This window comes from Parashewanella sp. 2210YD4-3, from assembly GCF_056591735.1.
This window is the reverse complement of sequence record NZ_JBWQOG010000008.1, coordinates 44,397-69,942: the sequence shown is the minus strand read 5'-3', so window position 1 is coordinate 69,942 and position 25,546 is coordinate 44,397. Positions and strand designations below refer to the sequence as shown.

21 protein-coding genes are annotated in these 25,546 nt (G+C 40.5%); 14 read left to right on the top strand and 7 right to left on the bottom strand.

The features are described 5' to 3' along the window. Nucleotides 1–63: 63 nt before the first annotated feature. Nucleotides 64–852 carry an IclR family transcriptional regulator gene (locus AC1EU0_RS13005; RefSeq protein WP_480302899.1) on the bottom strand — a complete coding sequence of 263 codons (789 nt, stop codon included), beginning with the start codon at nucleotides 850–852 and terminating at the stop codon, nucleotides 64–66. A gap of 177 nt (nucleotides 853–1,029) precedes the next feature. Here AC1EU0_RS13005 and pta point away from each other — a divergent pair, with 177 nt between their 5' ends. The 3 genes from pta to AC1EU0_RS12990 all read left to right on the top strand — a co-directional run bounded on the left by pta (nucleotide 1,030) and on the right by AC1EU0_RS12990 (nucleotide 3,807). Next, a complete protein-coding gene (pta, locus tag AC1EU0_RS13000; RefSeq protein WP_480302898.1) occupies nucleotides 1,030–2,034 on the top strand; it encodes a phosphate acetyltransferase in 1,005 nt (334 codons plus the stop codon). A gap of 3 nt (nucleotides 2,035–2,037) precedes the next feature. After that, nucleotides 2,038–2,799 carry a sulfite exporter TauE/SafE family protein gene (locus AC1EU0_RS12995; protein WP_480302897.1) on the top strand — a complete coding sequence of 254 codons (762 nt, stop codon included), beginning with the start codon at nucleotides 2,038–2,040 and terminating at the stop codon, nucleotides 2,797–2,799. 171 nt (nucleotides 2,800–2,970) lie between these two features. After that, nucleotides 2,971–3,807 (top strand): hypothetical protein, encoded by an 837-nt coding sequence (locus tag AC1EU0_RS12990; RefSeq protein ID WP_480302896.1) that lies wholly within the window; start codon nucleotides 2,971–2,973, stop codon nucleotides 3,805–3,807. Nucleotides 3,808–3,979: 172 nt separating this feature from the next. Here AC1EU0_RS12990 and AC1EU0_RS12985 read toward each other — a convergent pair whose 3' ends face one another. The 3 genes from AC1EU0_RS12985 to AC1EU0_RS12975 form a co-directional block, all read right to left on the bottom strand. Further along, complete coding sequence (locus AC1EU0_RS12985) at nucleotides 3,980–4,747, bottom strand: hypothetical protein (RefSeq protein WP_480302895.1); 768 nt, start codon at nucleotides 4,745–4,747, stop codon at nucleotides 3,980–3,982. Nucleotides 4,748–4,835: 88 nt separating this feature from the next. Further along, nucleotides 4,836–6,587 (bottom strand): cobaltochelatase CobT-related protein, encoded by a 1,752-nt coding sequence (locus AC1EU0_RS12980; protein ID WP_480302894.1) that lies wholly within the window; start codon nucleotides 6,585–6,587, stop codon nucleotides 4,836–4,838. After that, nucleotides 6,584–7,549 carry an AAA family ATPase gene (locus AC1EU0_RS12975; RefSeq protein WP_480302893.1) on the bottom strand — a complete coding sequence of 322 codons (966 nt, stop codon included), beginning with the start codon at nucleotides 7,547–7,549 and terminating at the stop codon, nucleotides 6,584–6,586. The genes AC1EU0_RS12980 and AC1EU0_RS12975 overlap by 4 nt, the downstream gene beginning before the upstream one ends. 245 nt (nucleotides 7,550–7,794) lie before the next feature. On the opposite strand from AC1EU0_RS12975, the gene xsc reads away from it, so the two are divergent. From xsc to AC1EU0_RS12920, 11 genes are all read left to right on the top strand, one after another. Then, nucleotides 7,795–9,606, top strand: coding sequence for a sulfoacetaldehyde acetyltransferase (gene xsc, locus AC1EU0_RS12970; RefSeq protein WP_480302892.1), 1,812 nt, complete (start codon nucleotides 7,795–7,797; stop codon nucleotides 9,604–9,606). A 72-nt stretch (nucleotides 9,607–9,678) separates the two neighbouring features. Next, the gene (locus AC1EU0_RS12965; RefSeq protein WP_480302891.1) at nucleotides 9,679–10,719 is read left to right on the top strand and encodes a YeiH family protein; all 1,041 of its coding nucleotides are present in this window, start codon (nucleotides 9,679–9,681) and stop codon (nucleotides 10,717–10,719) included. A 193-nt stretch (nucleotides 10,720–10,912) separates the two neighbouring features. Further along, entirely contained in the window at nucleotides 10,913–11,293 is a 381-nt protein-coding gene (locus AC1EU0_RS12960; RefSeq protein WP_480302890.1) for a nuclear transport factor 2 family protein, read from the top strand. A 49-nt stretch (nucleotides 11,294–11,342) separates the two neighbouring features. After that, nucleotides 11,343–12,782 (top strand): NAD(P)/FAD-dependent oxidoreductase, encoded by a 1,440-nt coding sequence (locus AC1EU0_RS12955; RefSeq protein ID WP_480302889.1) that lies wholly within the window; start codon nucleotides 11,343–11,345, stop codon nucleotides 12,780–12,782. A gap of 211 nt (nucleotides 12,783–12,993) precedes the next feature. Beyond that, nucleotides 12,994–13,998 (top strand): TRAP transporter substrate-binding protein, encoded by a 1,005-nt coding sequence (locus AC1EU0_RS12950; RefSeq protein ID WP_480302888.1) that lies wholly within the window; start codon nucleotides 12,994–12,996, stop codon nucleotides 13,996–13,998. A gap of 193 nt (nucleotides 13,999–14,191) precedes the next feature. Beyond that, nucleotides 14,192–14,755, top strand: a complete 564-nt coding sequence (locus AC1EU0_RS12945) for a TRAP transporter small permease (RefSeq protein WP_480302887.1) — start codon at nucleotides 14,192–14,194, stop codon at nucleotides 14,753–14,755. Continuing rightward, entirely contained in the window at nucleotides 14,755–16,095 is a 1,341-nt protein-coding gene (locus AC1EU0_RS12940; RefSeq protein ID WP_480302886.1) for a TRAP transporter large permease, read from the top strand. Before AC1EU0_RS12945 ends, AC1EU0_RS12940 begins: the two co-directional genes overlap by 1 nt. A 43-nt stretch (nucleotides 16,096–16,138) precedes the next feature. Further along, nucleotides 16,139–17,020: a cache domain-containing protein gene (locus AC1EU0_RS12935; RefSeq protein WP_480302885.1), complete on the top strand. Its 882-nt coding sequence runs from the start codon at nucleotides 16,139–16,141 to the stop codon at nucleotides 17,018–17,020. 218 nt (nucleotides 17,021–17,238) lie between these two features. Then, nucleotides 17,239–18,336, top strand: coding sequence for a porin (locus AC1EU0_RS12930; RefSeq protein ID WP_480302884.1), 1,098 nt, complete (start codon nucleotides 17,239–17,241; stop codon nucleotides 18,334–18,336). Between the two features lie 263 nt (nucleotides 18,337–18,599). Then, entirely contained in the window at nucleotides 18,600–19,523 is a 924-nt protein-coding gene (locus tag AC1EU0_RS12925) for an MBL fold metallo-hydrolase (RefSeq protein WP_480302883.1), read from the top strand. Nucleotides 19,524–19,601: 78 nt separating this feature from the next. Then, entirely contained in the window at nucleotides 19,602–21,377 is a 1,776-nt protein-coding gene (locus AC1EU0_RS12920; RefSeq protein ID WP_480302882.1) for a M61 family metallopeptidase, read from the top strand. A 481-nt stretch (nucleotides 21,378–21,858) separates the two neighbouring features. On the opposite strand, the gene AC1EU0_RS12915 is transcribed toward AC1EU0_RS12920, so the two are convergent. The 3 genes from AC1EU0_RS12915 to AC1EU0_RS12905 form a co-directional block, all read right to left on the bottom strand. Further along, nucleotides 21,859–22,683, bottom strand: coding sequence for a formylglycine-generating enzyme family protein (locus tag AC1EU0_RS12915; protein WP_480302881.1), 825 nt, complete (start codon nucleotides 22,681–22,683; stop codon nucleotides 21,859–21,861). Between the two features lie 11 nt (nucleotides 22,684–22,694). Then, nucleotides 22,695–23,498: a formylglycine-generating enzyme family protein gene (locus tag AC1EU0_RS12910; protein WP_480302880.1), complete on the bottom strand. Its 804-nt coding sequence runs from the start codon at nucleotides 23,496–23,498 to the stop codon at nucleotides 22,695–22,697. 315 nt (nucleotides 23,499–23,813) lie between these two features. Next, entirely contained in the window at nucleotides 23,814–25,304 is a 1,491-nt protein-coding gene (locus AC1EU0_RS12905) for a cobyric acid synthase (RefSeq protein WP_480302879.1), read from the bottom strand. Between the last annotated feature and the right edge of the window lie 242 nt (nucleotides 25,305–25,546).

Sequence of the window (25,546 nt, the reverse complement as noted above, 5' to 3'; positions counted from 1 at the left end):
TCCCCATTCAAATAATTTTTTTATTATCACTCAAAATGTAATTGATAACCATTATTAACCCACTTATTCTGCCGTTTCAGGCCAACTTTCAGCCTCAACCTCAGCAAGAGCATGCGCTGCTCTTTGCAGGGCAGGTAAAAAGTGAAGAGCACTTTCTGGTTTTAATCTCATAATCGGCGCCTGAATAGCAAGACATAAGTTTGAGCGTCCTTTCTCTCGTGGCACCATTACTGCCACACAAAGTAACCCGGGTAAGAACTCTTCATTATCAATGGCATACCCTGCATATTTCACCTTATCGATTTCATTTTCTAATTCGTCGATATCAATAATGGTTTTTTCAGTGTATTGAGTAAGCACGGCATGAGACAGCATACGCTTGCGCTGTGATTTACTCATTTGCGCTAAAAATAATTTACCACTGGCAGAACAATGAAGTGGAACCCTTGAGCCGGGATGAAGATAAAAACGAAGAGGAGCTGCGGTTTCAATGCGATCAAGATAGACGATTTCACCGTCTGACATTGCTGTAATATTACAGCTTTCGCCGACCTCATCAACTAATTGCTGTAGGATTAAACGCCGCGCACTATGAGTGGTGCTGTTTAGGAGTAGGTTTTCGGCGAGTCTGCGTAAACGACCACCAGAGCTAAAGTGGCGCTCGTCGCCATCACGCTGAAGAATGCCCGCTGACTCAAGCTGATTTAACATTCTGTGTACGGTTGGCTTAGGCAAGCCCGTTTCCTCTACTAATCCTTGTAATGAAAAAAACTCATCCCGCTGCGCAATAACTTCAAGTAAAGAAAAAAGACGAAGTGTTGGGGTATCTCCTTCAACCTTTTTTTTGTCCATTTTAGTTTCCTAGCTGCCTTATTTTTACTCAATGGCCCATTATAACGATTTTTTTTGAGAATTGATTGACCAAATAAGCCTAAAGCGCATAATATTTTCATAAATTTTATTTATCGAAACATTTTGTCTCAATAAAAGCTTTTAAATAAAAACAACAAGAGAAGTATTATGAAAGTCATGGATCTGATCATACATAAAGCCAAACAGTCACCTAGAACCATTGTTCTGTGCGAAAGTGATGATGAGCGTATTATCCAAGCCGCAATAAAAGCAAGTGAAGATGGCATTGCCAATATCATATTAGTTGGCAACGCTCGCAATGTTTCCAAGCTAATTTTGAAACATCAGCCGAACATCTGCGAGAGTGAATGCCAGATTGAAATCATGGATCCAGCCTCATCACCATTGATAGATCAATTAGCTCATGCACTTGTTGAGAAACGTAAACACAAAGGAATGACGCTTGAGCGCGCGCAAAAAGAAGTATTAAAACCACTTTGTTTTGCCAATATGCTGGTAGAGCATGGTATTGCCGAAGGTTCCGTTGCTGGCGCTGTATATAGCACAGCCGACGTTGTCCGCAGTGCTATTCAAATTATTGGAACTTGCCCAAGCTCAAAAATTGTTTCTAGCTTCTTTTTAATGATCATGTGCCAGCCATTCCACACGTTCAAAGGTGGCATGATTTTCTCTGACTGCGGGCTAGTTATCGATCCTAATGCAGAGGAACTGGCTGACATAGCCATGGCTGCGTCAAAGAATGCTCAAGCTTTATTAGGCAAAGACCCCAAAGTCGCTATGCTTTCGTTTTCCACAAACGGCAGTGCTAAACATTCAGCAGTAGATAAAGTGGTACAAGCATCTCGGATTGTAAAAGAAGTGATGCCAGAACTTGCCATCGATGAAGATGTTCAGCTGGATGCCGCTCTCGTTGCTGATATCGCCAAAGTTAAAAAGCCAGACTCGAAGGTCAAAGGTGAATCAAACGTGTTGATATTCCCTAACCTTGAGGCAGGAAATATCGGCTACAAAATGGCAGAAAGAATGGCGCAAGCAACTGCCGTAGGTCCATTGCTGCAAGGGCTAGCAAAGCCTGCTAATGACTTATCTCGTGGTTGTAATGCAGATGATGTTTACAATGTGATTGCAGTAACTGTCGTCCAAGCTCAAGCAGCAGTATAAGCCATGATAACAACCTTTATTTTGCTGTTATTGATCATAGCAGTTGGTACTTATTTTCAAACTTCAACAGGGTTTGGGTTAGGTATTATTGTTACAGGTCTGGCAACGGCTTTTGGGCTTGCTGAGCTTAGTTTTATCGCCGCTGTAGTAAGTCTAGTAACTCTAGTGAATTGCTTAACGGTTATTCCAAAATCTTTGTATAATATCGATTGGAAAATCGCTATTTTTGCTGGTTTGGCAATCATTCCGGGAGTCATTCTTGGCGTTCAACTGCTTTCATATTTAAGTGATTCAGCAACAGCAATGTTACAAGCTTTACTTGGTTTGATGATCATTATTAGTGGTATTAGCTCAATCAATCAAGTATCACACAATCAAGACAAATCTCGTAGCCATATATCCACGTTTTCTATTGCTGGTTTTGCATCAGGTTTTACAGGAGGTCTATTCGGTATGGCGGGGCCACCTTTAGTTTTCCACTTCTATCGACAACCCTTTTCTATTGTTTCTATACGTAACCTACTGCTGCTTTTATTTGCCTGCTCCTCAGCAAGCCGTAGTCTGTTTTTATGGAGCCAAGATCAGCTTACAAATGACATCTTATTTCTCTCTGCGTTAGCGATTCCTTTGGTTTCAATCACCACAATGATCGCTGTGAAGTACCCCATACCTTTAAAGCCTCAGACTATGAAAAAAGTGGTATTTATATTATTAATGCTATTAGGAGGCTATTTACTGTTTAAATCTGTAGTGACTTTTAGCTAAGTCACTATAGTGCACTAGCTTCGCATCTAAACGAAATACATCTTGATTAACCACAAATTAACCTTCTCTCATAGTTACTGACAAGCAAACTGAGTTGATCTATTTTTCAGATAACTTAAATGAAAATATTTATGACATGACTTGTTAAGTCATAAAACGTGAGGTTTCAATATGGCAGTCCGTCATGATTATATTGGGCAACAAGGCTACTCTGCACAAGCTAATGATTACCAATGGCAGTATGAGAATTCACCACAGGATTATCAGTATCAAAGGTATCCCGAATGCCATAGACAATCTCATCATTATGATGAGCAATTTGACTATTCAGCAGATGAAAATAGAGCGGGTTATCCGCACGCTCCATATTCCCCAACAGAATCACCATATGAACCCACTTCATCAGAAGATATGTGTGGCATCAGAAACAACCACCGTTCCAAATATGAGGAGCGTTACTATTATCTACGCGATGGAGATTATGAGCATTTTACAACTAGAAGTAACCATAGCTTCTTTATTCGGCACCAGTTAAGATTCGCTTCTCTCGAAACCAAAAAAGCAATTACTGACTTTTTTAATTCCATGGCCTATCTAGACGATGCAGGAGAAAGTCATACAAAACAGTTCTCAGATAAAATTTATGGTATTTACCAAAATTTACAGCTTCAAGAGCCATGGTTTGCAATGGTCTTAAGGGGATTCACCCCCAATGCTCGACGTGTTATCCGAGCAATAAAGAAGATGCATGAAGAATTGAATTTTAGCACCCCCTGTCCACATAATGAATTTACGACCCGAAGTAAACCTAATAGTAGAGAACATCAAACAACTCGAATGCTTGCTAATTTAGCTCCACAACCAAAACCAGCAATTCCGCTACAACAAGCAGACGAAACGGGGCAATTTGTGCCAGTGCAAGAAACCCGACAGTTAGCACATGTAAAACAAGTTGAGGCCAAACCTATTCCAGTTCCAGCTCCTAGAACAATTTTTTTTAAATCCTAGAAACCAACCAATTCCTATTGTACATTTTTAACAACAAAATTAACCAGCTCCATCTAGTGAGTTTATCTGAATTTAGGACTAGATTAATTGGAGTAATATGGACTTAAGTCATTTTATTCTCCTTAAGAGAATTACACTTATCGATAGTAACGTCCTCCTATCGCGCATGTGTTCAACTCATTTTTCTGAAGTTAGACGTCATTTGTGCAACAAAAAATGTGGCTTCAGAAACCCCTTGATTTTGTTTAATAAAATTAAAGGCTGCGCATGATAGATGATTGAACCTCTCTTCTTCGCTTTTATAGTCAAAATCTTCAAAAAATCTATCAAATACCCAACCAAGTTTATCAAATACGACATGATTATCTGCATAATTTAAGCATGCTTGATTAAAGGCTAATGTTTCTCCAATTTGCTTCCAGCTGTTTGAATAAGCTTGAAAAAAAGATCTGACATTCACTGCTGTTAAACTTTGAGGTTTTTCAAAAAAAATTAACTTCCCAAGTAGAGGTTCTGAGTCAATAAAACTAATTTCTCGCTTCTTTCTCGAGAGCGAATAACTATGTTTAGTTCTTGATGAGACAAGGTTGGGCTTTATGCAAGCCTGAGGAATAGATAATAGTGTTAAATCCAAATTTAATAATGGGTCAACAGTATGCGACAACTTAACTAATTTTTCTTCGCTCCCCCTTTCTAAGCTCAACCAAGTCTCTATTAAAATTTCTAAAAAGCTTTTTACAAGAAACCAGTTATCAAACTTTTGTTCAATGTCATCCCTTTGTAGATAGGGTATTTCAAAGAGTTGAAACCACTCAGCATGTGACTTTTTTGCTTCTAACACTTTTATTTGCTGATAAATGGCTGATGAAGAAAGATCTCTATTTTTTGGAACTGCTAATTGTTGAATAATTGGCGAGGGTTCTGAAGCGACTGCAGCCATATTTTGCTCATTCTATATTAGTTCAAATACAAACCTTATTCTCGCAACCCTTTTATCGAAGTTCATTGAAAGTAAAGAAAAATTAATTTTAAAATAATCTATCAACAAGCTGCTTTAACGTTTTACTATTAAATTCGCTTTCTATATCTATAGCTGTATTTTTCGAATAGTATGTACTTAAATCAATCCCAACGCCAAGTCCAACCACCTCAATTCCAAGTTGGGGTTGCTGAGAAATGACAGCCTTTAAATGATTATCTAAATAAAACTTATCATTGGCTTGATTGGTTGCGGTATCCATGGGGCAACCATCAGACAGCACCACCAATATTTTTCGCTTTGTATCAATGTGTGATAACCGCTGACCCGCCCACTCAACTGCTTCGCCATCAATACCTTCTTTGTATATGTCTAGCTTTTGTAAACCGACCATGCCTAAGCGCGATTTTCTCCAACTTTGTCCGCTGTGTTTAAAAATCATATGACGAACTGAATTTAATCGCCCCGGATTTTCAGGGCTACGCTGACGACGCCATTGTTTTAGCACCTGCCCGCCATTCCATTCACCTGTGGTAAAGCCTAGTACTTCTGTTTTCACTTCTGCGATATCAAAAGCACGGACTAAGGTATCCAATAACAAGGTGATTTGCTTAGCGTGTGTTTTCATCGAGCCAGAACAGTCGACTAAAAAAGTAATCGCTGTATCGGTTTGAGGCTTGGGGCTGACTTGATAAAATAGTGCCGTTTCGCTGGGTGAACAAATCATTGAATTTAAGCGTCTGGCATCAACGTAGCCTTCTTCTAGTTCTGTTTGTCTATCTTCCATCACGGATTGATTCAATAATGAAGAGATATACCGAGCTAAGCCTCTAACGTTGATCTTTTGACTGAGGATGTTCTCATCTAATTGCTGACGATATTCTTTAAGCAATGCCTCACGAATGAGCTTTTCAGGGTAAATGGTTTTATCAAACTCAGTCGTAAACACCTTATATTGATGGCTAGACGCTTCAAAAACCTTACTTGTTCCGGTTTCAGCTTTCGAAATTGCCTCAAGCGTTTCCGTTTCTAACTCCAATAAAATTGCAAAACCTTTTACAACTTTTGGCTGAAGCTCATCGCTTTCTTCTTCATTTGACTCAAGCTCAACCATGGCTTCAATCAAGTATGCAATTTCTAAGGCATGCTGAGCATAATTAGCTTGATTTGAAAGTGACCATCTCATTGCATTTAACGGCTTGCCCACTTTGCCAGAAAGCGTGAAACGAGTATGTTCAATAAGATGCTCTGTTTCTTCAGAAACGGCTATTCCAAGTAATCTTGCACGGCTCATTTGCGCAAGCGTGTATAACAGAATACCCAAGCTGGACTCGGTTAACCCCGATGAATGAAAACAATGGCTCCATTGTTCAAATAGATTGTTAATGTTTGACTTCATGCCTATATGAGCATCAGAAATCAAACATTCCACTCGTAACTGCTCCAACATTTCAAAAAGCAATCCAGAAATTGAACCTTCGGGTTTCAGTTTTTGATGCAAATGAAGATCTGAATGCTGTAAACGAAGCGCTAATGCATCAATTCGACCGCGATATTCCAGAGTTAATCCCTCTGTGCCAGATTCAGGGAAGATTTCTGAAATTGACGCTAACCACTGCTGTTGAGTATGCGGCGCATAAAACGGTAATCTGGTCGTGCCTTGATACAAACTGCCTTGCTGATATTTATAAGCCGATTGACTCATTGAACTAGAACTAAGATCGGTAGCAAAACTGCTCACCACAGCTGATGCCAACGAATCTCGTGCTTGTTGTTCTGATCTGCTTAATGAATCGTTCATATCAATGTCTCAGTTGCTAACTCTTTATCGAAACAACGTTGGAAATATTCAGCAACTAATGCCCTTTCTTCCTCTTGGCATTTATTTAAAAATGATAACTTAAATGAAAGTTCGAGGTCGTCGAATATCTGATAATTTTCAGCCCAAGTGATGACGGTTCTGGGTGACATCACCGTAGACATTTCACCTGTTGCAAAACCTTTTCGAGTAAAAGTCGCCAGCGAAACCATAGCTTCAACAATATTTCTTTCTACTCCCACTTGCGCTAAAACCATATTGGTTTCATCTTCTTCAGGCAGGTAATTTAAGGTTGCTATGATATTCCAACGGTCTATTTGCGCATGGTTTAACACTTGAACACCGCGATAAAGCCCTGAGAAGTCTCCCTGCCCGACCGTATTTGCCGTTGCGAATAATCTAAAATCAGCATGAGGTGAAATAACTTTATTTTTATCTAACAGGGTTAACTTTCCATCTCGTTCTAACACACGCTGGATGACAAACATCACATCAGGTCGCCCCGCATCGTATTCATCAAAAATCAGAGCTACAGGGCGCTGCAGTGACCATGGCAAAATACCTTCTTGAAATTCAGTAACCTGTTTCCCCTCTTTTAGGGTAACTGTATCTTTGCCGATTAAGTCTAAGCGGCTGATGTTGCCATCAAGGTTGACTCGTAGACATGGCCAGTTCAAGCGAGCGGCGATTTGCTCGATGTGCGTCGACTTACCTGTGCCATGCATACCTTGCAACATAACGCGTCGATTATGTTCAAAGCCAGCTAATATCGCTAAGGTCACTTCTTTATTAAATTGATAGTTTGGATCAATTTTTGGAACATAATCATTCGATTCTTCAAATGCGGTTACCATCATATTTGATGAAATATTGAAAATATCTCGAACAGCCACTCTATTTTTAGATGAAGCCTGAATTGACACTTCGCTAGAAAACTCACTCATCAGCTACAACCTCTTATCTTATTGTTTTAGTTAATTTAAAACCGCTGAACAACATATATACCCTTCCACTTTTCAAGCTGTAAACTTATCATAAATTTCACAATTTAAAACAAAATGTATCATTTTTTTAACTTTTTGTTTGACATGATAACTGAATCTCAATAAGTTATCTGCACATCAATTAGTGGAACTTTTTATTCCACAAATGCTTTACTAGATATCACTCATACAAGGAATTACGCATTATGAGCAATGTAAATGACCGATCTTATGTGCAAGGTCCCACTAAGATGACCCCATCTGAAGCCTTCGTAGAAACTATGGTGGCCAACGATGTAACTAATATTTTCGGCATTATGGGATCTGCGTTTATGGATGCCATGGATATTTTCGCACCAGCGGGCATTCGCCTGATCCCAGTGGTACATGAGCAAGGTGCTGGCCATATGGCTGACGGCTACTCTCGTGTATCTGGCACTCATGGTGTTGTGATTGGACAAAACGGCCCAGGTATTAGTAACTGTGTTACAGCTATTGCTGCAGCGTACTGGGCACACAGCCCTGTGGTTATTGTTACGCCTGAGACTGGCACTACGACTATGGGTCTTGGTGGTTTCCAAGAATGTAACCAGTTACCTATGTTCCAAGAATTCACTAAATACCAAGGTCACGTAACGCACCCTGGTCGTATGGCTGAATACACAGGTCGTTGTTTTGACCGTGCATTAAGTGAAATGGGTCCTACACAGTTAAATATCCCTCGCGATTACTTCTACGGTGAAAGCGTTTGTGAAATCCCGAAACCTTCTCGTCTAGACCGTGGTGCAGGTGGTGAGCAAAGCCTAAATGAAGCAGCAGATCTACTTGCTGAAGCTAAGTTCCCAGTGATTATTTCTGGTGGCGGCGTGGTTATGGCTGACGCTATTGAAGAGTGTAAAGCACTTGCTGAGCGCTTAAATGCACCTGTAGTAAACAGCTATCTACACAACGATTCATTCCCTGCAAGCCATGATCTTTGGTGTGGTCCTTTAGGCTACCAAGGTTCAAAAGCGGCGATGAAGCTGATCGCTCAAGCAGACGTTGTGGTTGCACTTGGTTCTCGCTTAGGTCCATTTGGTACGCTTCCACAACACGGTATGGATTACTGGCCAAAAGATGCAAAGATTATTCAAATTGATGCTGACAACAAGATGCTTGGTCTTGTTAAGAAAATCTCTGTTGGTATTTGTGGTGATGCAAAAGCGGCTGCAGTTGCTCTGACTGAGCGTTTATCTGGTCGCACTCTTGCTTGTGATTCAACCGTTGCTCAACGTAAAGACAAAGTAGCGACAGAAAAAGCCGCTTGGGAAAAAGAATTGGATGAGTGGACGCATGAAAAAGATGCATTCAGCTTAGACATGATCAAAGAAAATGCAGAAGAAACGCCATTCTCTGGCGGTGAATATCTGCACCCTCGTCAAGTATTGCGTGAGCTTGAAAAAGCCATGCCTGAAGACGTAATGGTATCGACGGATATCGGTAACATTAACTCTATCGCAAACAGCTATCTACGCTTTGAAAAGCCACGTTCATTCTTCGCGGCAATGAGCTTTGGTAACTGTGGTTACGCATTCCCTACCATCATTGGTGCCAAAGTGGCTGCACCACATCGCCCTGCAATTTCATACGCTGGTGACGGCGCATGGGGTATGAGCTTAATGGAAACCATGACTTGTGTTCGTCACGACATCCCAGTAACGGCCGTTGTATTCCATAACCGTCAATGGGGTGCAGAGAAGAAGAACCAAGTTGATTTCTACGACCGTCGCTTCGTAGCGGGTGAACTTGATAACGAAAGTTTTGCTGAAATTGCACGTGCAATGGGCGCAGAAGGTATCACAGTTGACCGTTTAGAAGATGTAGGTCCTGCGCTTAAGAAAGCGGTAGATATGCAAATGAACGAAGGAAAGACCACTATCATCGAAATCATGTGTACTCGTGAACTTGGTGATCCATTCCGTCGTGATGCGTTATCTACACCAGTACGTCACTTGGATAAATATAAAGACTTCGTCTAACTCCCGACGACGTTAGAAGCCTGACTCGATGTTGAGTCAGGCGCTATTTTCCAACTTGAGGTATCAGCAAAAATGAGTACAAAACAATTACAAAAACCACTTCTCAATTTCAGTGCAATCCAGCTGATCCTTCCCGGCTTTATTCTTTGTTGTGTGATTGCAGCAGCAGCAAGTTTTGTTTCTAACCAATATGGCGGTCCTAAATTTCTTTACGCTTTACTTATTGGTATTTCTTTCCACTTCTTAGTCGACAACCCAAAATGCGTTAAAGGCATCGAAATATGCGCTAAAAAACTGGTTCGTGTAGGTGTTGCACTATTAGGTGTTCGCATTGCAATTAGTGACATCAGTGATCTTGGCTTATTAGGTGTTGTCGCCCTAGCTGGCGGTGTAGTGCTAACCATCAGCTTCAGTATGTTACTTTCTCGAATTCTTAAACTGCCTTCTATGCTTGGCTTATTAGCAGGTGGTGCTACTGGTATTTGTGGTATTTCAGCCGCTATGGCTGTGTCCTCTACACTTCCACAAAATGAAGACAATGAAAAATACACGTTATTAACGGCCATTGGTGTTGCTGCATTCTCAACAGCAGCCATGGTGCTCTACCCGCTTATTGTTAGCACCTTTAATCTTTCTACTTCAGAAGCGGGTTTATTCTTAGGCGGTTCAATCCATGATGTTGCACAAGTCGTTGGTGCAGGTTACATAATCTCACCTGAAGTTGGTGATGCTGCAACCTTAGCGAAAATGTTCCGTGTTGCCATGTTAATGCCAGTGATCATGTTTCTAGTGGTTGCCCTTCGAAGCGAACGCGAAAAGTTTGATGGCAAAGAAGGGAAGCGCCAACCACTAATCCCATTTTTCTTAGTGATGTTTGCGGTATTCATCGTTATCAACCAGTTCGGTTTTATCCCTGAAGCAGCGGTAACTCAAATCTCTAAGCTGTCTTCATGGTGCTTAGTTATCTCAATTGCAGCGCTTGGTGTTAAGACGTCTTTTGAGAAACTCATTGGCTTGGGTTGGAAGCCTATCGCCCTGCTATTTAGTAACACCATTTTTATCGCTTTATACATGTTAACAATGGTTTATCTAAGTCGTGTTATTGGCGGCTAACAGTACAGAAACATTAAACACTTGTTTGAAAGAGCACGATATATAAGCAACTGAACACCTTATTGGAATAAATTGCTTTTAAAAAATTGCTAGAGTTTAACAAATGAGATACAAGTTGGTTTCATTTTGTTAAACGAATGGAAGTCGGTTCAATCAATGAACTGCATAACAATAATAATTAGGAGTCAACAAAATGAATAATCAAGTCACTACTGAATTTTTAGATACCTTCTCTAAAGCTTGGAATGACCATGACATCGAAACACTAATGAGCTGCATGACCGATGACTGCGAGTTCCACGCTCCTGCTGGTCCTGAGCTTCTAGGTGCGAGTTTCAAAGGTTATGACGACGTTAGAGCGGCATTCCAAATGGCATGGACTAACTTCCCTGACGCTCAATGGCTAGATGCCGAGCACACCATTATGGGTGATACCGCCATTACCGTTACAACCTTCTGTGGCACTAATGCCGATGGCTCTCGTGTTGAAGCTCGTATGGTTGATGTCTTCACTCTGCGTGATGGAAAGATCTTAGTTAAGAATGCTTTCCGTAAAGCTCGCCCTGCTATTTAGTCTTTAATCACTAAGCAGTTTTATTCAGTCAAATGAATTAAGGATGATTATGAGCATTAACGTAGAAGCAACAGGCTTAAATATAAATCCTAACATCACAACTCGGGATCCTTATAACCCACAATATGATCCCTTAGTCCATACCACTCCTGGTAAAGGCCAAGAATATGCGCCGACTTACTGGATTGGTACTGCGGGAGAAGCACCAGAAGATGATGGCCCAGTGATGGGTGATATGAGTGCAGATGTTGTTATTGTTGGGTCAGGGTATACCGGTTTATGTGCTGCAATTTATTTGGCTGAACATTACGGTATTAAAGCGACAGTACTTGAAGCTAACCGCACCAGTTGGGGCTGTAGTACTCGTAATGGTGGCCAAGCTCAATGTGCATCAGGTCGTTTAAAGCGCTCTCAGTGGATTGAACGCTGGGGTGAAGAAACGGCTCTTAAGATGCACCAAGAGTGTCTTGATGGCATGCAAACCTTCAAAGATCTTATTAAAGATATTGATTGCGAGCCTCAATTTGGTGGTCACCTATATATCGCTCATCGCGATAAGATCATGCCGACTCTAGAAAAGGAAGCCAAGCTTCTAAGAACCAAATTTAACTATGACGCACAAATTTTAGATGCTGACACAGTTAAGAATCTATACGTTGGTGATTCTGAAGCGGCAGGTGCAATGCATGAACCAGAAGGCATTGGCATTCACGCTGGCAAGTTGGCTTTTGGCTATCTGAAAAAAGCGCGAGCGCTTGGTGTGAAAGTACATACTTCAAGCCCAGTTCTTGGCATTGAAACTCGTAATGGTAAACATTATTTAAGAACACCAAAAGGGACAGTAGAAGCACGCTCTGTTGGTTTAGCGACGGGTGGATATACATCGCAGAATCTGCATGGTCAGACCAAAAACCGTCTGCTTCCTGTTCTATCAAACTCAATCGTTACTCGCCCTCTTACTCAGGATGAACTCGACGCTTGTAATTTAAAGACAACTCGAGTGCTTACGGATACTCGAATATTACGTCATTACTATCGTCTTCTCCCTGACAATCGTGTGCAAATTGGCAGTAGAAGTGCCATCAGTGGTCGACATGCACCTAATGGTAAGTATCAACAATTCCTAGAGAACGATTTAGCTAAGAAATTTCCTGCTCTGAATGGTATAGACATCGATTATTCATGGTGGGGATGGGTTGACGTCAGTCATGACATGATGCCCCGAATTTATCGCCCAGATCCTAAACAAACGATTTACTACGCGATGGGATACGGCGGTAATGGCGTGATGTATTCAGCACAAGCTGGAAAACGTCTCGCACAATGGATTGCTGGTGAAGAAACGCAACTGGATTTACCGATCTTCCAGTCTAAGTTGCCTTTTCCAAATGTCCGTGAAGTTGTTGAATCTGAGATTTTTGCCCCTTTCAGACGTATTGGGCAGCGATTCCTATACAACTGGTATCACCTCAAAGATGAGGTTTTGTAATTGGTAAAAGCTTGGTAGCAAGGAGTATCCGCTACCAAGGTTAATATCCAATTAAAAGATGCAAATGAAATATCTGTAAACGTATTCCAATCAGATTAATAGCGTAAATTGAGAACAGTATTTGGCGAGCGGTATCAAGATTTCAAATGCTTAGGGGAAGCGAAGTTAATCATAGTGAATGGAATTATAAATATAACAAGAGGATACACCTATGAAATTTGTAAAACGCATCGTTCTACCATTTATTACTAGTATCAGTCTGCTCTCTGCGCCTGCTGCTTTAGCAAAAGATTATAAAATGGCATTGGGGGATGCCGCAGGGGGAACACAGTGGGAGCTTGGCACTAAGTTTGCTGAACTGCTTGATGAAAAGTCTAAAGGCAAACTTAAAGTAAACCTATTCCCAAATGGTCAACTAGGTGGCGAACAAGATACTGTTAATAACGCGTCATTGGGGTTGCTGGATTTTTCAGTCTTGGCCATTAACAACGTTACACCATTCTCTCCTACCGTTGGCCTATTGACTATGCCATACGTGATTTTGAGTCCTGAAGAAGCGAAATCATTGACTCAAGGTAAAATTGGTCAAGAACTTGTAAAAAATACCGTTCGTGATGCCAATGTCCGTATTGTTGGCTGGGCTTACTCTGGTTTCCGTGTTTTAACTAACTCAAAGCGTCCAATTAAATCTCTTAAAGATCTTAAAGGTCTTGTGATTCGTGTTCCACGTAACGAAATCATGATGTCAACCTATCAAGCTTGGGGCGTAAACCCTACTCCTATGGCTTGGTCTGAAACCTTTACAGGTCTTCAGCTTGGTGTTGTTGATGGTCAAGACAACCCATACATCACTATTGATGCAATGAAGTTTAACGAAGTTCAAAAGTACGTGACTAACATCCGTTATATCTTCTCTATCGAGCCACTCATTGTCAGTGAGTCTGTATTCCAATCTCAAAAGCCTGAAGTTCAAGCGATGATCCTTGAAGCCGGTAAAGAAGCGACAGAGCACAGCTATAACTTCCTGCTTGAGTCTGAAGAGAAAATCAAACGCTCTCTTATCGCTAAAGGTATGGAAATTCATACGCCAGTTAACGCTGAAAAAGAGTGGATTGATCAAGCAAAGAAAAAGGTATGGCCTAAGTTTTATGACAGCATTGGTGGTAAAGCCAAGCTGGATGAAGCACTAGCGACTCTAGGTCGTAAGGCTCAGTAATATCTATTTATCGGGACTCATTTTATTGAGTCCCTTTTTGTATTTAGAACTGGCGAGTGCGAATAATTTATACCAACTGGTATATCGACTATTCGCTTGGATGATACCAATCACACAAATTAAGTTGCTTTAGGTTTTTCGTCCTAAGTTAATTGGTTTGATTGGTAATAAATGTTTGATTAAGGACAAGAATATGTCTATTAAGCGTTCATTGATAAAGCACATAAATAACGTTGAAGAGTATTTATGCGCATTATTATTGGCTCTTTTTGTGTTGTTATTATTCGTGCAAATTGTTTTACGCCAATTGTTTCAATATTCATTACCTTGGGGTGATGAAGTAGCCACTTATATGTTTGTTTGGTTTGCTTACTTAGGTGCTGTTGTCGCCGCAAAAATGTCAGCCCATAACCGTGTAACGTTTCACTTTAGTTTTTTTCCTCCGATAGTAAAAACCGTCAGTGAGACCATTGCGGATTTACTTTGGTTAGTATTTAACGCTTTCTTTGTTTATTTAAGCTACGACTTTGTATTCAACAAAATGAATTTATTTTGGAAATCCCAAACCACTGGGATCCCAATGAAATACTTCTACATGATTCTTCCTATCGCTTTCACTCTGATGTCAATCCGTATCCTTTGGAACCTTTACCTTAGATTATTTAAAGGTGTAGACGTCATCGATCCTGAAGCAGAAGAATTAAAAAATAACGCTAAAAACAACTCTCAAAACAAGATGCAAGGCGAGGTGTCGTAATGGAAGCCTATCTCACTCTTATTTTATTTGGCGGCTTTATTGTAATGCTGATTTTAGGCGCGCCAATTACCGTTTCATTAGCTGGCGCCGCCATGGTTTCTTATCTTGTACTAGATAAAAATCCGATTGCACTGGTTCAAATCGCGTTTACCTCTGTCGGCAACTTTCCATTAATGGCTCTGCCCGCTTTCGTCCTCGCAGGGGCATTGATGGAAGCGGCAGGTATTTCCAAACGATTAGTCGATATTGCAGAGCATCTTGCAGGCCCAATTACTGGTGGTCTAGGTGCAGCAACGATTATCGCTTGTGTATTCTTTGGTTCGATTTCGGGCTCTGGCCCAGCAACAACCGCTGCGGTTGGTATGTTGATGATCCCAGCCATGGTTAAGCGTCAATACGACCGTAACTACGCATCAGCAGTAACCGCTGCATCTGGTGGTTTAGGCATTTTAATCCCACCTTCTATTCCGCTGGTTATTTTTGGTATTTCATCAATGGGCTTAAAGCCACCAGCAGAAGCGATTGCGCTACATGGTCAATTCGCCAGTGTTTCTATTCCTAAGCTGTTTGTTGCGAGTGTTATTCCTGGGCTGATCATCGCAGGTAGTTTGATCACCATGAACTACTTCATATCGAAAAAGAACGGCTACAAAGGCTTAACCGATACATGGTCCTTCTCTGATATCGGCACTGTGATGAAACGAGGCGTTTGGTCGCTACTTGCTCCAATCTTAATCCTTGGTGGTATTTACTCTGGTATTTTTACGCCAACTGAATCAGCCATTATTGCTGTGTTCTACTCGTTGGTTGTTGGTTTCTTTATCCATAAAGAGATGAACATAAAGCAGCTGTTTAAGTCACTGTCTACAACCACTTGGATCACTGGTCGCGTACTTTTAATTCTATTCGCAGCAACTGTTTTTGGTCGATTATTAGTAGAACAACGCATTCCGGCAATGATTACCGAAAATCTACTTAGCATAACTGACAGCATGCACTTGATTTGGATACTCATGATTGGATTCCTCATTTTCGTGGGCATGTTTATGGAAACCCTGGCAGCCATCATGATCATTGTGCCTGTACTGTTGCCAATCATGTATATGTTAGGTGCTGATCCAACCCATGTTGGTATTGTTGTAGTTGCCGTGCTTTCTATTGGCTTTGCAACTCCACCATTAGGCGAAAATATTTTTGTCGCATCGGGTATAGGTGGTTCCAGTGTTGAGCAAATTACATCAAGAATTCATCCATTTGTTATTGCTTCCGTTATCGGTGTCATCATCATCGCTTTCTTCCCGCAGCTAACCTTATGGTTACCTTCGTTAGTAGGCTATTAGAGCGGATTTTTGGCATGGTTCATTTTCAATTTAGGAGTGTGGTATGAACAATAAATTAAAAGAAAGTCTATTCATTGCTGGCTTAACTTTAAGCGTGCCTGTTGCCGCTGATGCCGTAAATAAGGAGCAACAAATGTTAGCGACACATATAGAAACCCATGAAGAAGTAAGAGCTAAGAACTTACTCAATAGAGCTGTAGAACACCTTATTAAAAATGGTGCTACTGCGGTTAAAGATTTCAATAATAAAGAAGCGTTCATCGATAACGAGCTGTATGTTTTTTCTTTAACGGTTGACGGCAAGTTTTTATCGAGTGGTGGCTCATCTTTAGTGCTGGTTGGTGACACTGTATTAGATACCTTTGATATGTACGGTAAGTACTTCTTTAGAGAAATGGTACAAAAAGCCAAGCGTGATGGTGGTGGTGATGTTGAATATCACTGGCATAACCCCACTGACCGTGTTGCTTCACCGAAAAGAACCCTCTTCAAAAGAGTTGGAGACATTATTGTCGCTGTTGGATATTACCCAGTCAGAGCCAATGCTTTTCAAGCCAAAACATTATTAGATAAAGCCACTGTTGAATTAAAAGAAAACGTAAAACAAGCTTTGTTTAAGTTTAATAACTTAGATGGCCAATATGTTGATGGTGATTTGTATATCTTCGTCGTCGATACCGATTCTAAAGAGTATTTAGCTCATGCTATTAGTCGCAGTTTCGTTGGTCAAACCTATGAAGATGCATTAGATGATTCTGGTGAAGCCGCTATATCTAGAATGCTCGATGTCGTAAAAGAAAAGCCTGAGGGTGAGATTGATTATATTTGGATTAACCCAATCACCAACCGTAAAGAAACCAAACATACTTATTTTCGTTTAGTCGATCATTATTTATTAGGGGTCGGGTTTTATAAACCTAATTAATAAATATGATTTTAAATTGACATTTATGGGTGCTGAAATATATTTCAGCACCCAAAGATATGGAGGACGAATTTAACGGATTAATTAAAAAGTCGAAAAGTTTTCAAATAAAATAAATTAAACAAAATGATTAACGACTCTATTCTTACTTCTTTCTAAGCAAAGAGGTGCAAGGTTCGCTGTGTCTGAGTTATTAATCAAATAAAAAGGATAATAAAATGATGAAAAAACGAATTACACTTCCACTGTCTCTGACAGCATTGAGCCTAGCCGCTTTGGGATTTTCAACTTCTGCTTTAGCAGATCACTCTCATAGCCACACTCTTGAAAAGAAGATTGAGACATTAAATAAACGTATTGAGCAATTAGAAGGTAAAAAATCAGCTTCTAAGTTCAAAAATACCACCTTTACTTTGTATGGTACTGTTCGCCCTACTCTGCAATACAAAGCAGATAACAGTAAAGGCGATAAAGATTGGGATTTGGGTGATGCCCTTTCACATATGGGAGTATCAGCAAATACTGAATTATTTGATGGCTGGACTGCGATTGCTAAAGGTGAATGGAGTATTGACCTATCAAACAATGGCGACTTTGGTAAAGCTCGTCAAGTCTATGCTGGTGTTGAAACGCCATTTGGTACTTTCGCTTTTGGTAAACAGCGCCCTGCTGAGTATACCTTGATTGCAGAATATTTAGATATTTTCAACCACGCTTCAAGCCCATTTGCGTTTGATAGCAATGGTCCGTTCTTTGTAAATAACTTTGCGACCTATAAGCTGGTTCAGAATAACTTTACCATTATGGCAGCGGCGCAAGTTGATGGTGATAAAGATACTCACCTAATCAATACGGGTGTCGGTTATGATACTGATAACTTGCATATTGGCGTGGCTTACTTAAACCAAAATGACAGTACCAATGCTAATGGCACTGAAGTGATGGGCGATAAGAAAACCATGGCGGGAACGGTTGCTTACACCTTTGAGAATGGTCTTTATTTAGCGGCAAGCTATGCAGATATCGATTATGAATTCGATGTAAATGGATATGATAGAAGCGGTGGCACTTTGGATACAGCTTTAGCTTATCCGCTCAATGACGAATACAAAATCAAACTCGGATACTTTGATTTTGACGATGGTAAAAAAGATCCATCAAGTCAAAACTATACCGGTTACAACACAACCTTAGAGTGGAATCCAGCGAATAATGTTAGACTTCATCTCGAATATCTAACAAGAGATTACGACAACCTAGGCGACGATAAAATTCTTGCCCTTGGTGTTCGTTATGACTTTAGGCTTACTTGGTAATGTTTACCTCAGCTCTGCATAAGTCAACCTCTACAGCACAGCTACTTACTCGTATTTCTGTGTTAGAACAGCCCGAAATAGGCTGACTATTACGAACTGTTCTGCCTTGAACTACGAGTAATTAGCAGCACTGTAGATAAAAATTTAAGGTTGGTATTTAAAGTCAGGCCGTTAATGATTTTATTATACAGAGCTGAGGTAATTCTTTCTCCCTTGAGCGATAATCGAAAGATATCGCTCTTTTTATTTGTTTGGATCTCAACATGTATAAGAATCTAAAAAGCTTAGCTGTTTTAATCTCATTCTCCCTATTTTCAGCTCAATCTATAGCGGCCTCTCAATGCGATCATATGAAAGTACAAACACTCGGTGCTGGCGGTCCAGAAGTCACTGATGGCTTAGCGTCGGCTTCATTTCTAGTGTGGGTAAATGGCAAAGCTAAAGTGATGGTGGATGCTGGTGGTGGCAGTTCATTCAACTTTGAAAAATCAGGTGCCAAATTTATTGATTTAGATGCTATGTTATTTACTCATTTGCATGTTGATCACAGTGCTGCTCTACCCGTTTATATCAAAGCTGGATATTTTACTCATCGCACCCAAGCATTAAATGTTTATGCTCCAACTGCATCAGGAGATTTTCCCAGTACAATGACATGGATAAAAGGGCTATTTGATAATAAACCTGCTCGTGTATATTCCTACTTAAGCGATAACATCAACCAACAAAAATCATCTCAGTTTTTAGTAAAGCCACATAATGTCCAACCTAAAGGTAAAGTTTGGCAGCACAGCTTAAAAGGTGGAATTAAGGTTTCAGCCATCAATGTCAATCACGGCCCTGTGCCGGCTCTCGCTTGGCGAGTCGATTACAAGCAATGCTCAGTTACATTTAGCGGCGATATGAGCGGCACCAGTGGTAATTTACCAAAGCTGGCTTATAAAACTGACTTAATGGTTGCCAATAACGCCATTCCACAAAATGCAGGCAAAATTGCAAAACGCTTGCACATGACACCTGAAACGATTGGAAAACTGGCAAATCAATCTAAAGCCAAAAATGTAGTTTTAGCTCACTTTATGAATCGAACTATTAACAGAAAAGATGAGTCTGTTTCGTTCATTAAGAAGGAGTATGCTGGAAAGGTGTCTTTGGTTAAAGAACTTGAATACATAAACATTAAATAAAGATAAAGTTGGTTCATCACCGAAATTACTTTGTAGCTTGGTATACTCTCAACAATCAAAATTAAACGTGAGACAGCAATGATCCATTACCGTATTTTTCCGTCTGATCCTAAAGCTCATTTATTCTCAGTTGAAATGAGCATCAACTCACCTTCAACCGACTTACAGTTATGCTTACCAAGCTGGCTACCGGGCAGTTATATGGTGAGGGACTTCTGTCGAAATATCATTGGAATAAATGCACAAGATGGTAATGGCGCTCCTTTAGAACTAAAGCAATTAGATAAACAAACTTGGCAAGTTTTAGGTGAGCCCAAACAATTAATTGTTCGCTACCAAGTGTACGCATGGGACTTATCGGTTCGAAGCGCCCACCTTGATAGCACTCACGGTTTCTTTAATGGCAGTAGTGTGTTTCTAGCCGCCAAAGGTTATGAAAACTCAACTCATACGGTACAAATCGACAAGCCTTTTGGTGATGAGTTAAAAAGTTGGCGCCTTGCAACCAGCATGACTCGTACCTCTGGCGAGCACTTTGAATTTGGCTCTTTCAGTGCAGAAAGCTACGATGAACTTATCGATCACCCAGTGGAAATGGGCGATTTTACGTCAACAACTTTTGAAGCCAACGGCATTCCTCACGATATCGTACTCACAGGTAAACACTCTGCCGATTTGGAACGATTAAAAATCGATTTAAAAGCCATTTGTGAGTACCAACTTAACTTGTTCGGCGCTCCAGCTCCTTTTGAACGCTACTTATTCTTAACCACAGTGTTGGGCAATGGCTTTGGTGGACTAGAGCATCGAGCATCTACCGCCTTGGTTTGTTCTCGCAGTGATTTGCCATATCAAGGTATGGAGAAAATGAATAAGGGTTATCGCACTTATTTATCTCTTTGCAGCCACGAGTATTTCCATAACTGGAATGTAAAACGTATCAAGCCAGCCGAGTTCACGCCTTATCAACTGGATCAAGAAAGCTACACTCGCCAGCTTTGGGCATACGAAGGCATCACTTCGTATTACGATGACTACCTCACTTATCGCTCAGGTTGCGTCGATCAAGCCACTTATCTTGAAATGTTCAGCGAAACTTTTACTCGAGTCTATCGTGGACAAGGTCGCTTTATTCAAACGCTCAAAGATTCAAGTTTTAACGCTTGGACTAAGTTCTATAAGCAAGATGAAAATGCCGCTAATGCCATTGTGAGCTACTACACCAAAGGCGCATTATTTGCTTTGTTTTTGGATTTAACCATCCGTAAAGAAACCGACAACAAGCACTCACTCGATGACATTATGCAACAGCTTTGGCAGCAATTTGGTGTTACCCAACAAGGTACGCTTGATAACAGCCACCAGCAATTAGTCGAGCAACTATTAAACCGAGATTGCAGTGATATTTTTTCATATTTAGATTCAACTGATGATATTCTGTTAGCCCCATTAATGGACGAATTTGGCATTGAATTAAAAGTCCGAGCTGCTAATGGTTCAAAAGATACAGGCGGGGGCGACGTTAAAGGCGATAAAGTCGACTTTGGTGCCAGAGTGAAAGCTGAAGCGCTCGGCTTAAAAGTATTAGCCGTTGCCAACAACAGTGCCGCCCACCAAGCAGGTCTGAGTGCTGGCGATCTATTAATTGCCGCTAATGGTATACAAGTTAATGGCGAGTTTGAGAACCTATTGCAACAACAAACTATTGGCTGTGAAGTTAAACTTCATTGGTTTAGACGGGACGAGCTAATGACAGGGAATTTACCTATTCAAGCCGCAAAATTAGATACGGTTTCTTTATTAGTTAGTGATAATGAAAAAGCGAAACGTTGGTTAGAGGCCGTTCCCAATTAAAGGCTTTTTGATTTGTTACCGCCTAAAATTGGCAAAATCAAGGCGCGAAGAATGAAGTTTAGCGAGCTAAATGAAAGATGAGTAACGAAGAGTTTGCGAATTCTAGGCGTAACCCGAAGGGCTGCGTTTCTTTTTTGTTTAAACTACGTTGTCAAATGTTCATGTAGAGTAACTACACTTCACATTTTCCGCCTTGTTTAACCTAAAAAATTAACAGCAGCAAATCAAAAATCTAATTGAGAACGGCCTCTAGATAAATGAACGTGATATTGAAAAAATTGAAAGGTTTTTAATCACATTCTTTAGGTTTTCAATGAACTTGAGAGGAGCAATAGTGTGATAAGGCAACCGTCCGTGACAGGAAGTCACGGTCGTCAGCACATGGTTCTGCGCCTCTGTTGCTGTTCACTCTATTGCTCTCCTGATTCAGGAAAATTAACTCACATATCGGGTATATCGTATGTTTTTGTTCTGTACAACCTCATAAGCCCTTTGCACAACGAAAGCTAACAATATATCCCTGACCCTCTGGTGCATAAGAAGATCTAACTGAAATATCCATTCCTTCTGCATCAGGCATTAACCAGCTTGCTCCCTTAATGGTTTTAAATCCAGTACTAGTTTTTGGACCTTTAGGATCTCTAGTGGGTGAATGTTTGAAATATTCAGAATCGAACCAATCACTTACCCATTCCCATTCATTGCCGACCATATCAAAGACACCATATGGCGATGCTCCTTTAGGCTTACTATTAACTGGATTGGACGTCCCCATACCGCAACCTGGGAACATTTTACCAGGCTTAGTTTTGGCACTCATTGTTGCCAACTCACAACTTGGAGCTTGATTACCCCAAGGGTAGTAACGTTTATCGGTTCCCCTAGCCGCTTTTTCCCATTCAGCTTCAGTGGGTAAACGTTTATTCCCATCCCACTTACAAAATGCTTCGGCTTGATGATAAGTTATACAGTTAACTGGGTGGTTTTTATTCCACGGCATGCCTGAATCACAGCCACTTCCCATGTATAAATCCGTACACTTTCCACTTGCTAAGCATTCGTTGTAACGACGAAAAGTCACTGGGTATTTATCAATTTTGAATCCACTGATGAATATTTTTTTAGCTGGCAAGGCTTCTGGCATACACTCATAATCAGCTGTTCTGGTACAGCCACGAGTAAAGTCACCGGCTGGCACAGTAACCATTTCTTTATCATTAAAGTCAGCCGCTGAAGCCAAAAACGAATTGAGTAGAGCCACAGTAGCAGCAATACTAGCCATATTTTTTAACATTGAGATTCTCATTTTATGGCTCCTTACTCAGACTTAGCACAACGAGCGCCAATGGCTGGACTGATGTTCTTAGGGTAATAGGGAAAACGGCTGGTCGTTCTAAGCTCATAACCTGCGCGTGAGAAAAAATCACTGCCTCTTGTGGTCTTGTAAATACCAGAACTCGGTCCTTTTGGGTTCTTTTTAGGGCTATGCTCATAGTATTTTTCACCATACCAATCTGCGGTCCATTCCCAAACATTTCCTGCCATATCCATCGCACCATATGGTGAAGCACCAGCTGGCTTAGAGCCGACATTCATAACATTACCTGTGCCACAGCCTAAGTTACCACCATATTCAGAATCCATAACCGTTAAGCTACAATCAGGGTTTTGGTTGCCCCATGGAAACTTTCGGCTATCGGTGCCACGAGCAGCTTTTTCCCATTCAGCTTCCGTTGGGAGTCTTTTGCCTTCAAACTCACAAAAAGTTTTTGCTTGATGCCAAGTTATGCCATTAACGGGAAAGTTTTCGACGCCTTTTCTTCCATAATTCATCGCTCCGCCCACGGTTAATTTTGTGCATTTTCCAGCATCAATACATTTTTGGTAACGAGCGAAAGTTACTTCATATTTATCAATCTTGAATGCGTCTAAATACACTTTATGTTTTGTTTCATCTGTAAGGTAATAGCAAATGTCATCATTGCTTGGAGAGCATCCCATGGTGAATTCTCCTGCTGGAACATTAACCATCTCGCCAGAATTTTTATTGGATTCAGCTGAAGAGTTAAAACAAGTTAAAGCTGTGATCAAGATAGTGGAAGTGAGGTATAAGGTTCTCATATCTTTCCTCGTAATTATTTTGTCATAACAAAATTTTGATAGCTGAAGTTTACGCGACCACACGTTTATTTTCAACTTGAAAATAAACGTGTAATTAAAGAACAACTTTTGCCCTCAAACGCTAGACTTCTCAGCATCCAACTGATAACTTTTTGAAAAATGATGATAAATGGAATTTTTCATGCGCTTATTTACACTGCTACTTCTATTGTTTGTAACTACTGCTACTTCGGCAAAGGAGAAGATCAGTACTGTTGGTGTTAATGACTTTAATCTAAAGTAAACTGCAAAATCATGGGACTTCTTATGTGAGTATTAAGAGCTCATTACCTGATAAATCTTTTCCATATCACAATATTGTTCAATGGTATCGGCAATGCGATTTAACTGTTGTTCTCGTATTTGCTCTATATCCAATTCAGCATTAGCCGTTAACCCAGCCCAACTAAGTATGGCATTTAAGCATTGATGTTGGTCGAATAACCCATGTAGGTATGTAGCGATAATCTGTCCATCGTCTGAAATCACGCCATCCAGTTGAGAGTTAACGCCATCATTTATTTCAACAGCAGCTTGGCAGTTTTGAGTGTAGCTCGAAGCCCCGCAATGGATTTCATAACCCTTAACTTCAACGGTTTTATCTCCCACCAGCAATTGACCCGTTACGTTTTCTAGATGTTTTTCAGGCTGAAGTTGAGTATCAATCGGCAAATAGCCTAGCCCCATTTCACTGCCAATTTTTGTTTCTATTTGATAAGGATCTGAAATGCTTTCTCCTAGCATTTGATAACCACCACAGATACCTATGACTTTACCGCCATAACGTAAATGTTTTTGGATAGCATTATTCCATTTTGACGCTTTTAATGCTTGTAAGTCTTCTATGACGTTTTTAGTTCCGGGAAGAATAAGTAAGTCAGCTTGAACATTAGCAGGATCATCAGACAATCTGACATAGTGAAACTCAACATCAGGATGTAATCTCAATGGTTCAAAGTCGGTATGATTACTGATTCTCGGGTAGACCAACACCACGACTTTCAATTTAGTTTGAGTTTTAACAATAGGGTTTATTGGAATGGCATCTTCGGCATCTAAATGTAGATCATTCAGGTAAGGTAAAACGCCAAGTACAGGTTTACCCGTGCGTTGCTCTAACCAATCTAACCCTGACTGCAGCAAGCTAATTTCACCGCGAAATCGGTTGATGACAAACCCTTTTACACGAGCTTGCTCTGATTCTGAAAGCAATTCTAGTGTTCCAACTAAGTGAGCAAACACGCCACCTTTATCAATATCAGCAATGATGATCACAGGACAATCGACCGCTTCAGCAAAGCCCATATTGGCAATATCACCTTCACGTAAATTGATTTCAGCAGGACTTCCCGCCCCTTCAATCACAATGGCGTCAAATTCAGCTTGTAATTTGCTATATGAGTCAAGCACCGCTTCCATCGCCCTAGCTTTATAATGAAGTCCTTTTTTACCCCAAAAATCTTTTGCTTCAAGTGTGGTTAACGCTTTGCCTTGCACGATAACTTGCGCAGTTTGATCTGAACTTGGCTTTAATAGGATTGGATTGAAATCAATTTTAAGTGGCTGTTTAGCCGCAATGGCCTGTAATGCCTGTGCCCGTCCAATTTCACCACCATCTTCAGTAACTGCACTGTTTAGTGCCATGTTTTGCGGCTTAAATGGCGCAACATTCACTTTTTGTCTCGCCAAAATTCGGCAAAGCCCTGCTACTAAGGTACTTTTACCTGCGTCCGATGTAGTTCCTTGTACCATTATGGCTTTAGACATAAAAATCGATTCCAAAAATAAGGGCTAGTGATATTACCAGCCCTTTTTTAAAGAGGAAATAGAGTTACGAGTAATCGTTCTGTAGTGAAAATAGGTACGGATAAATAGGCATTGTATTTAATCATGATTTGTTTTTACAAAAGCGCCGTTACTTGATTAACTTACTCTTTATTTACAGAGGCCTAAATAATAATTAATTTGTTTTAACCCCTACAATTAATAAGGTTGGTCAACCATTGTTG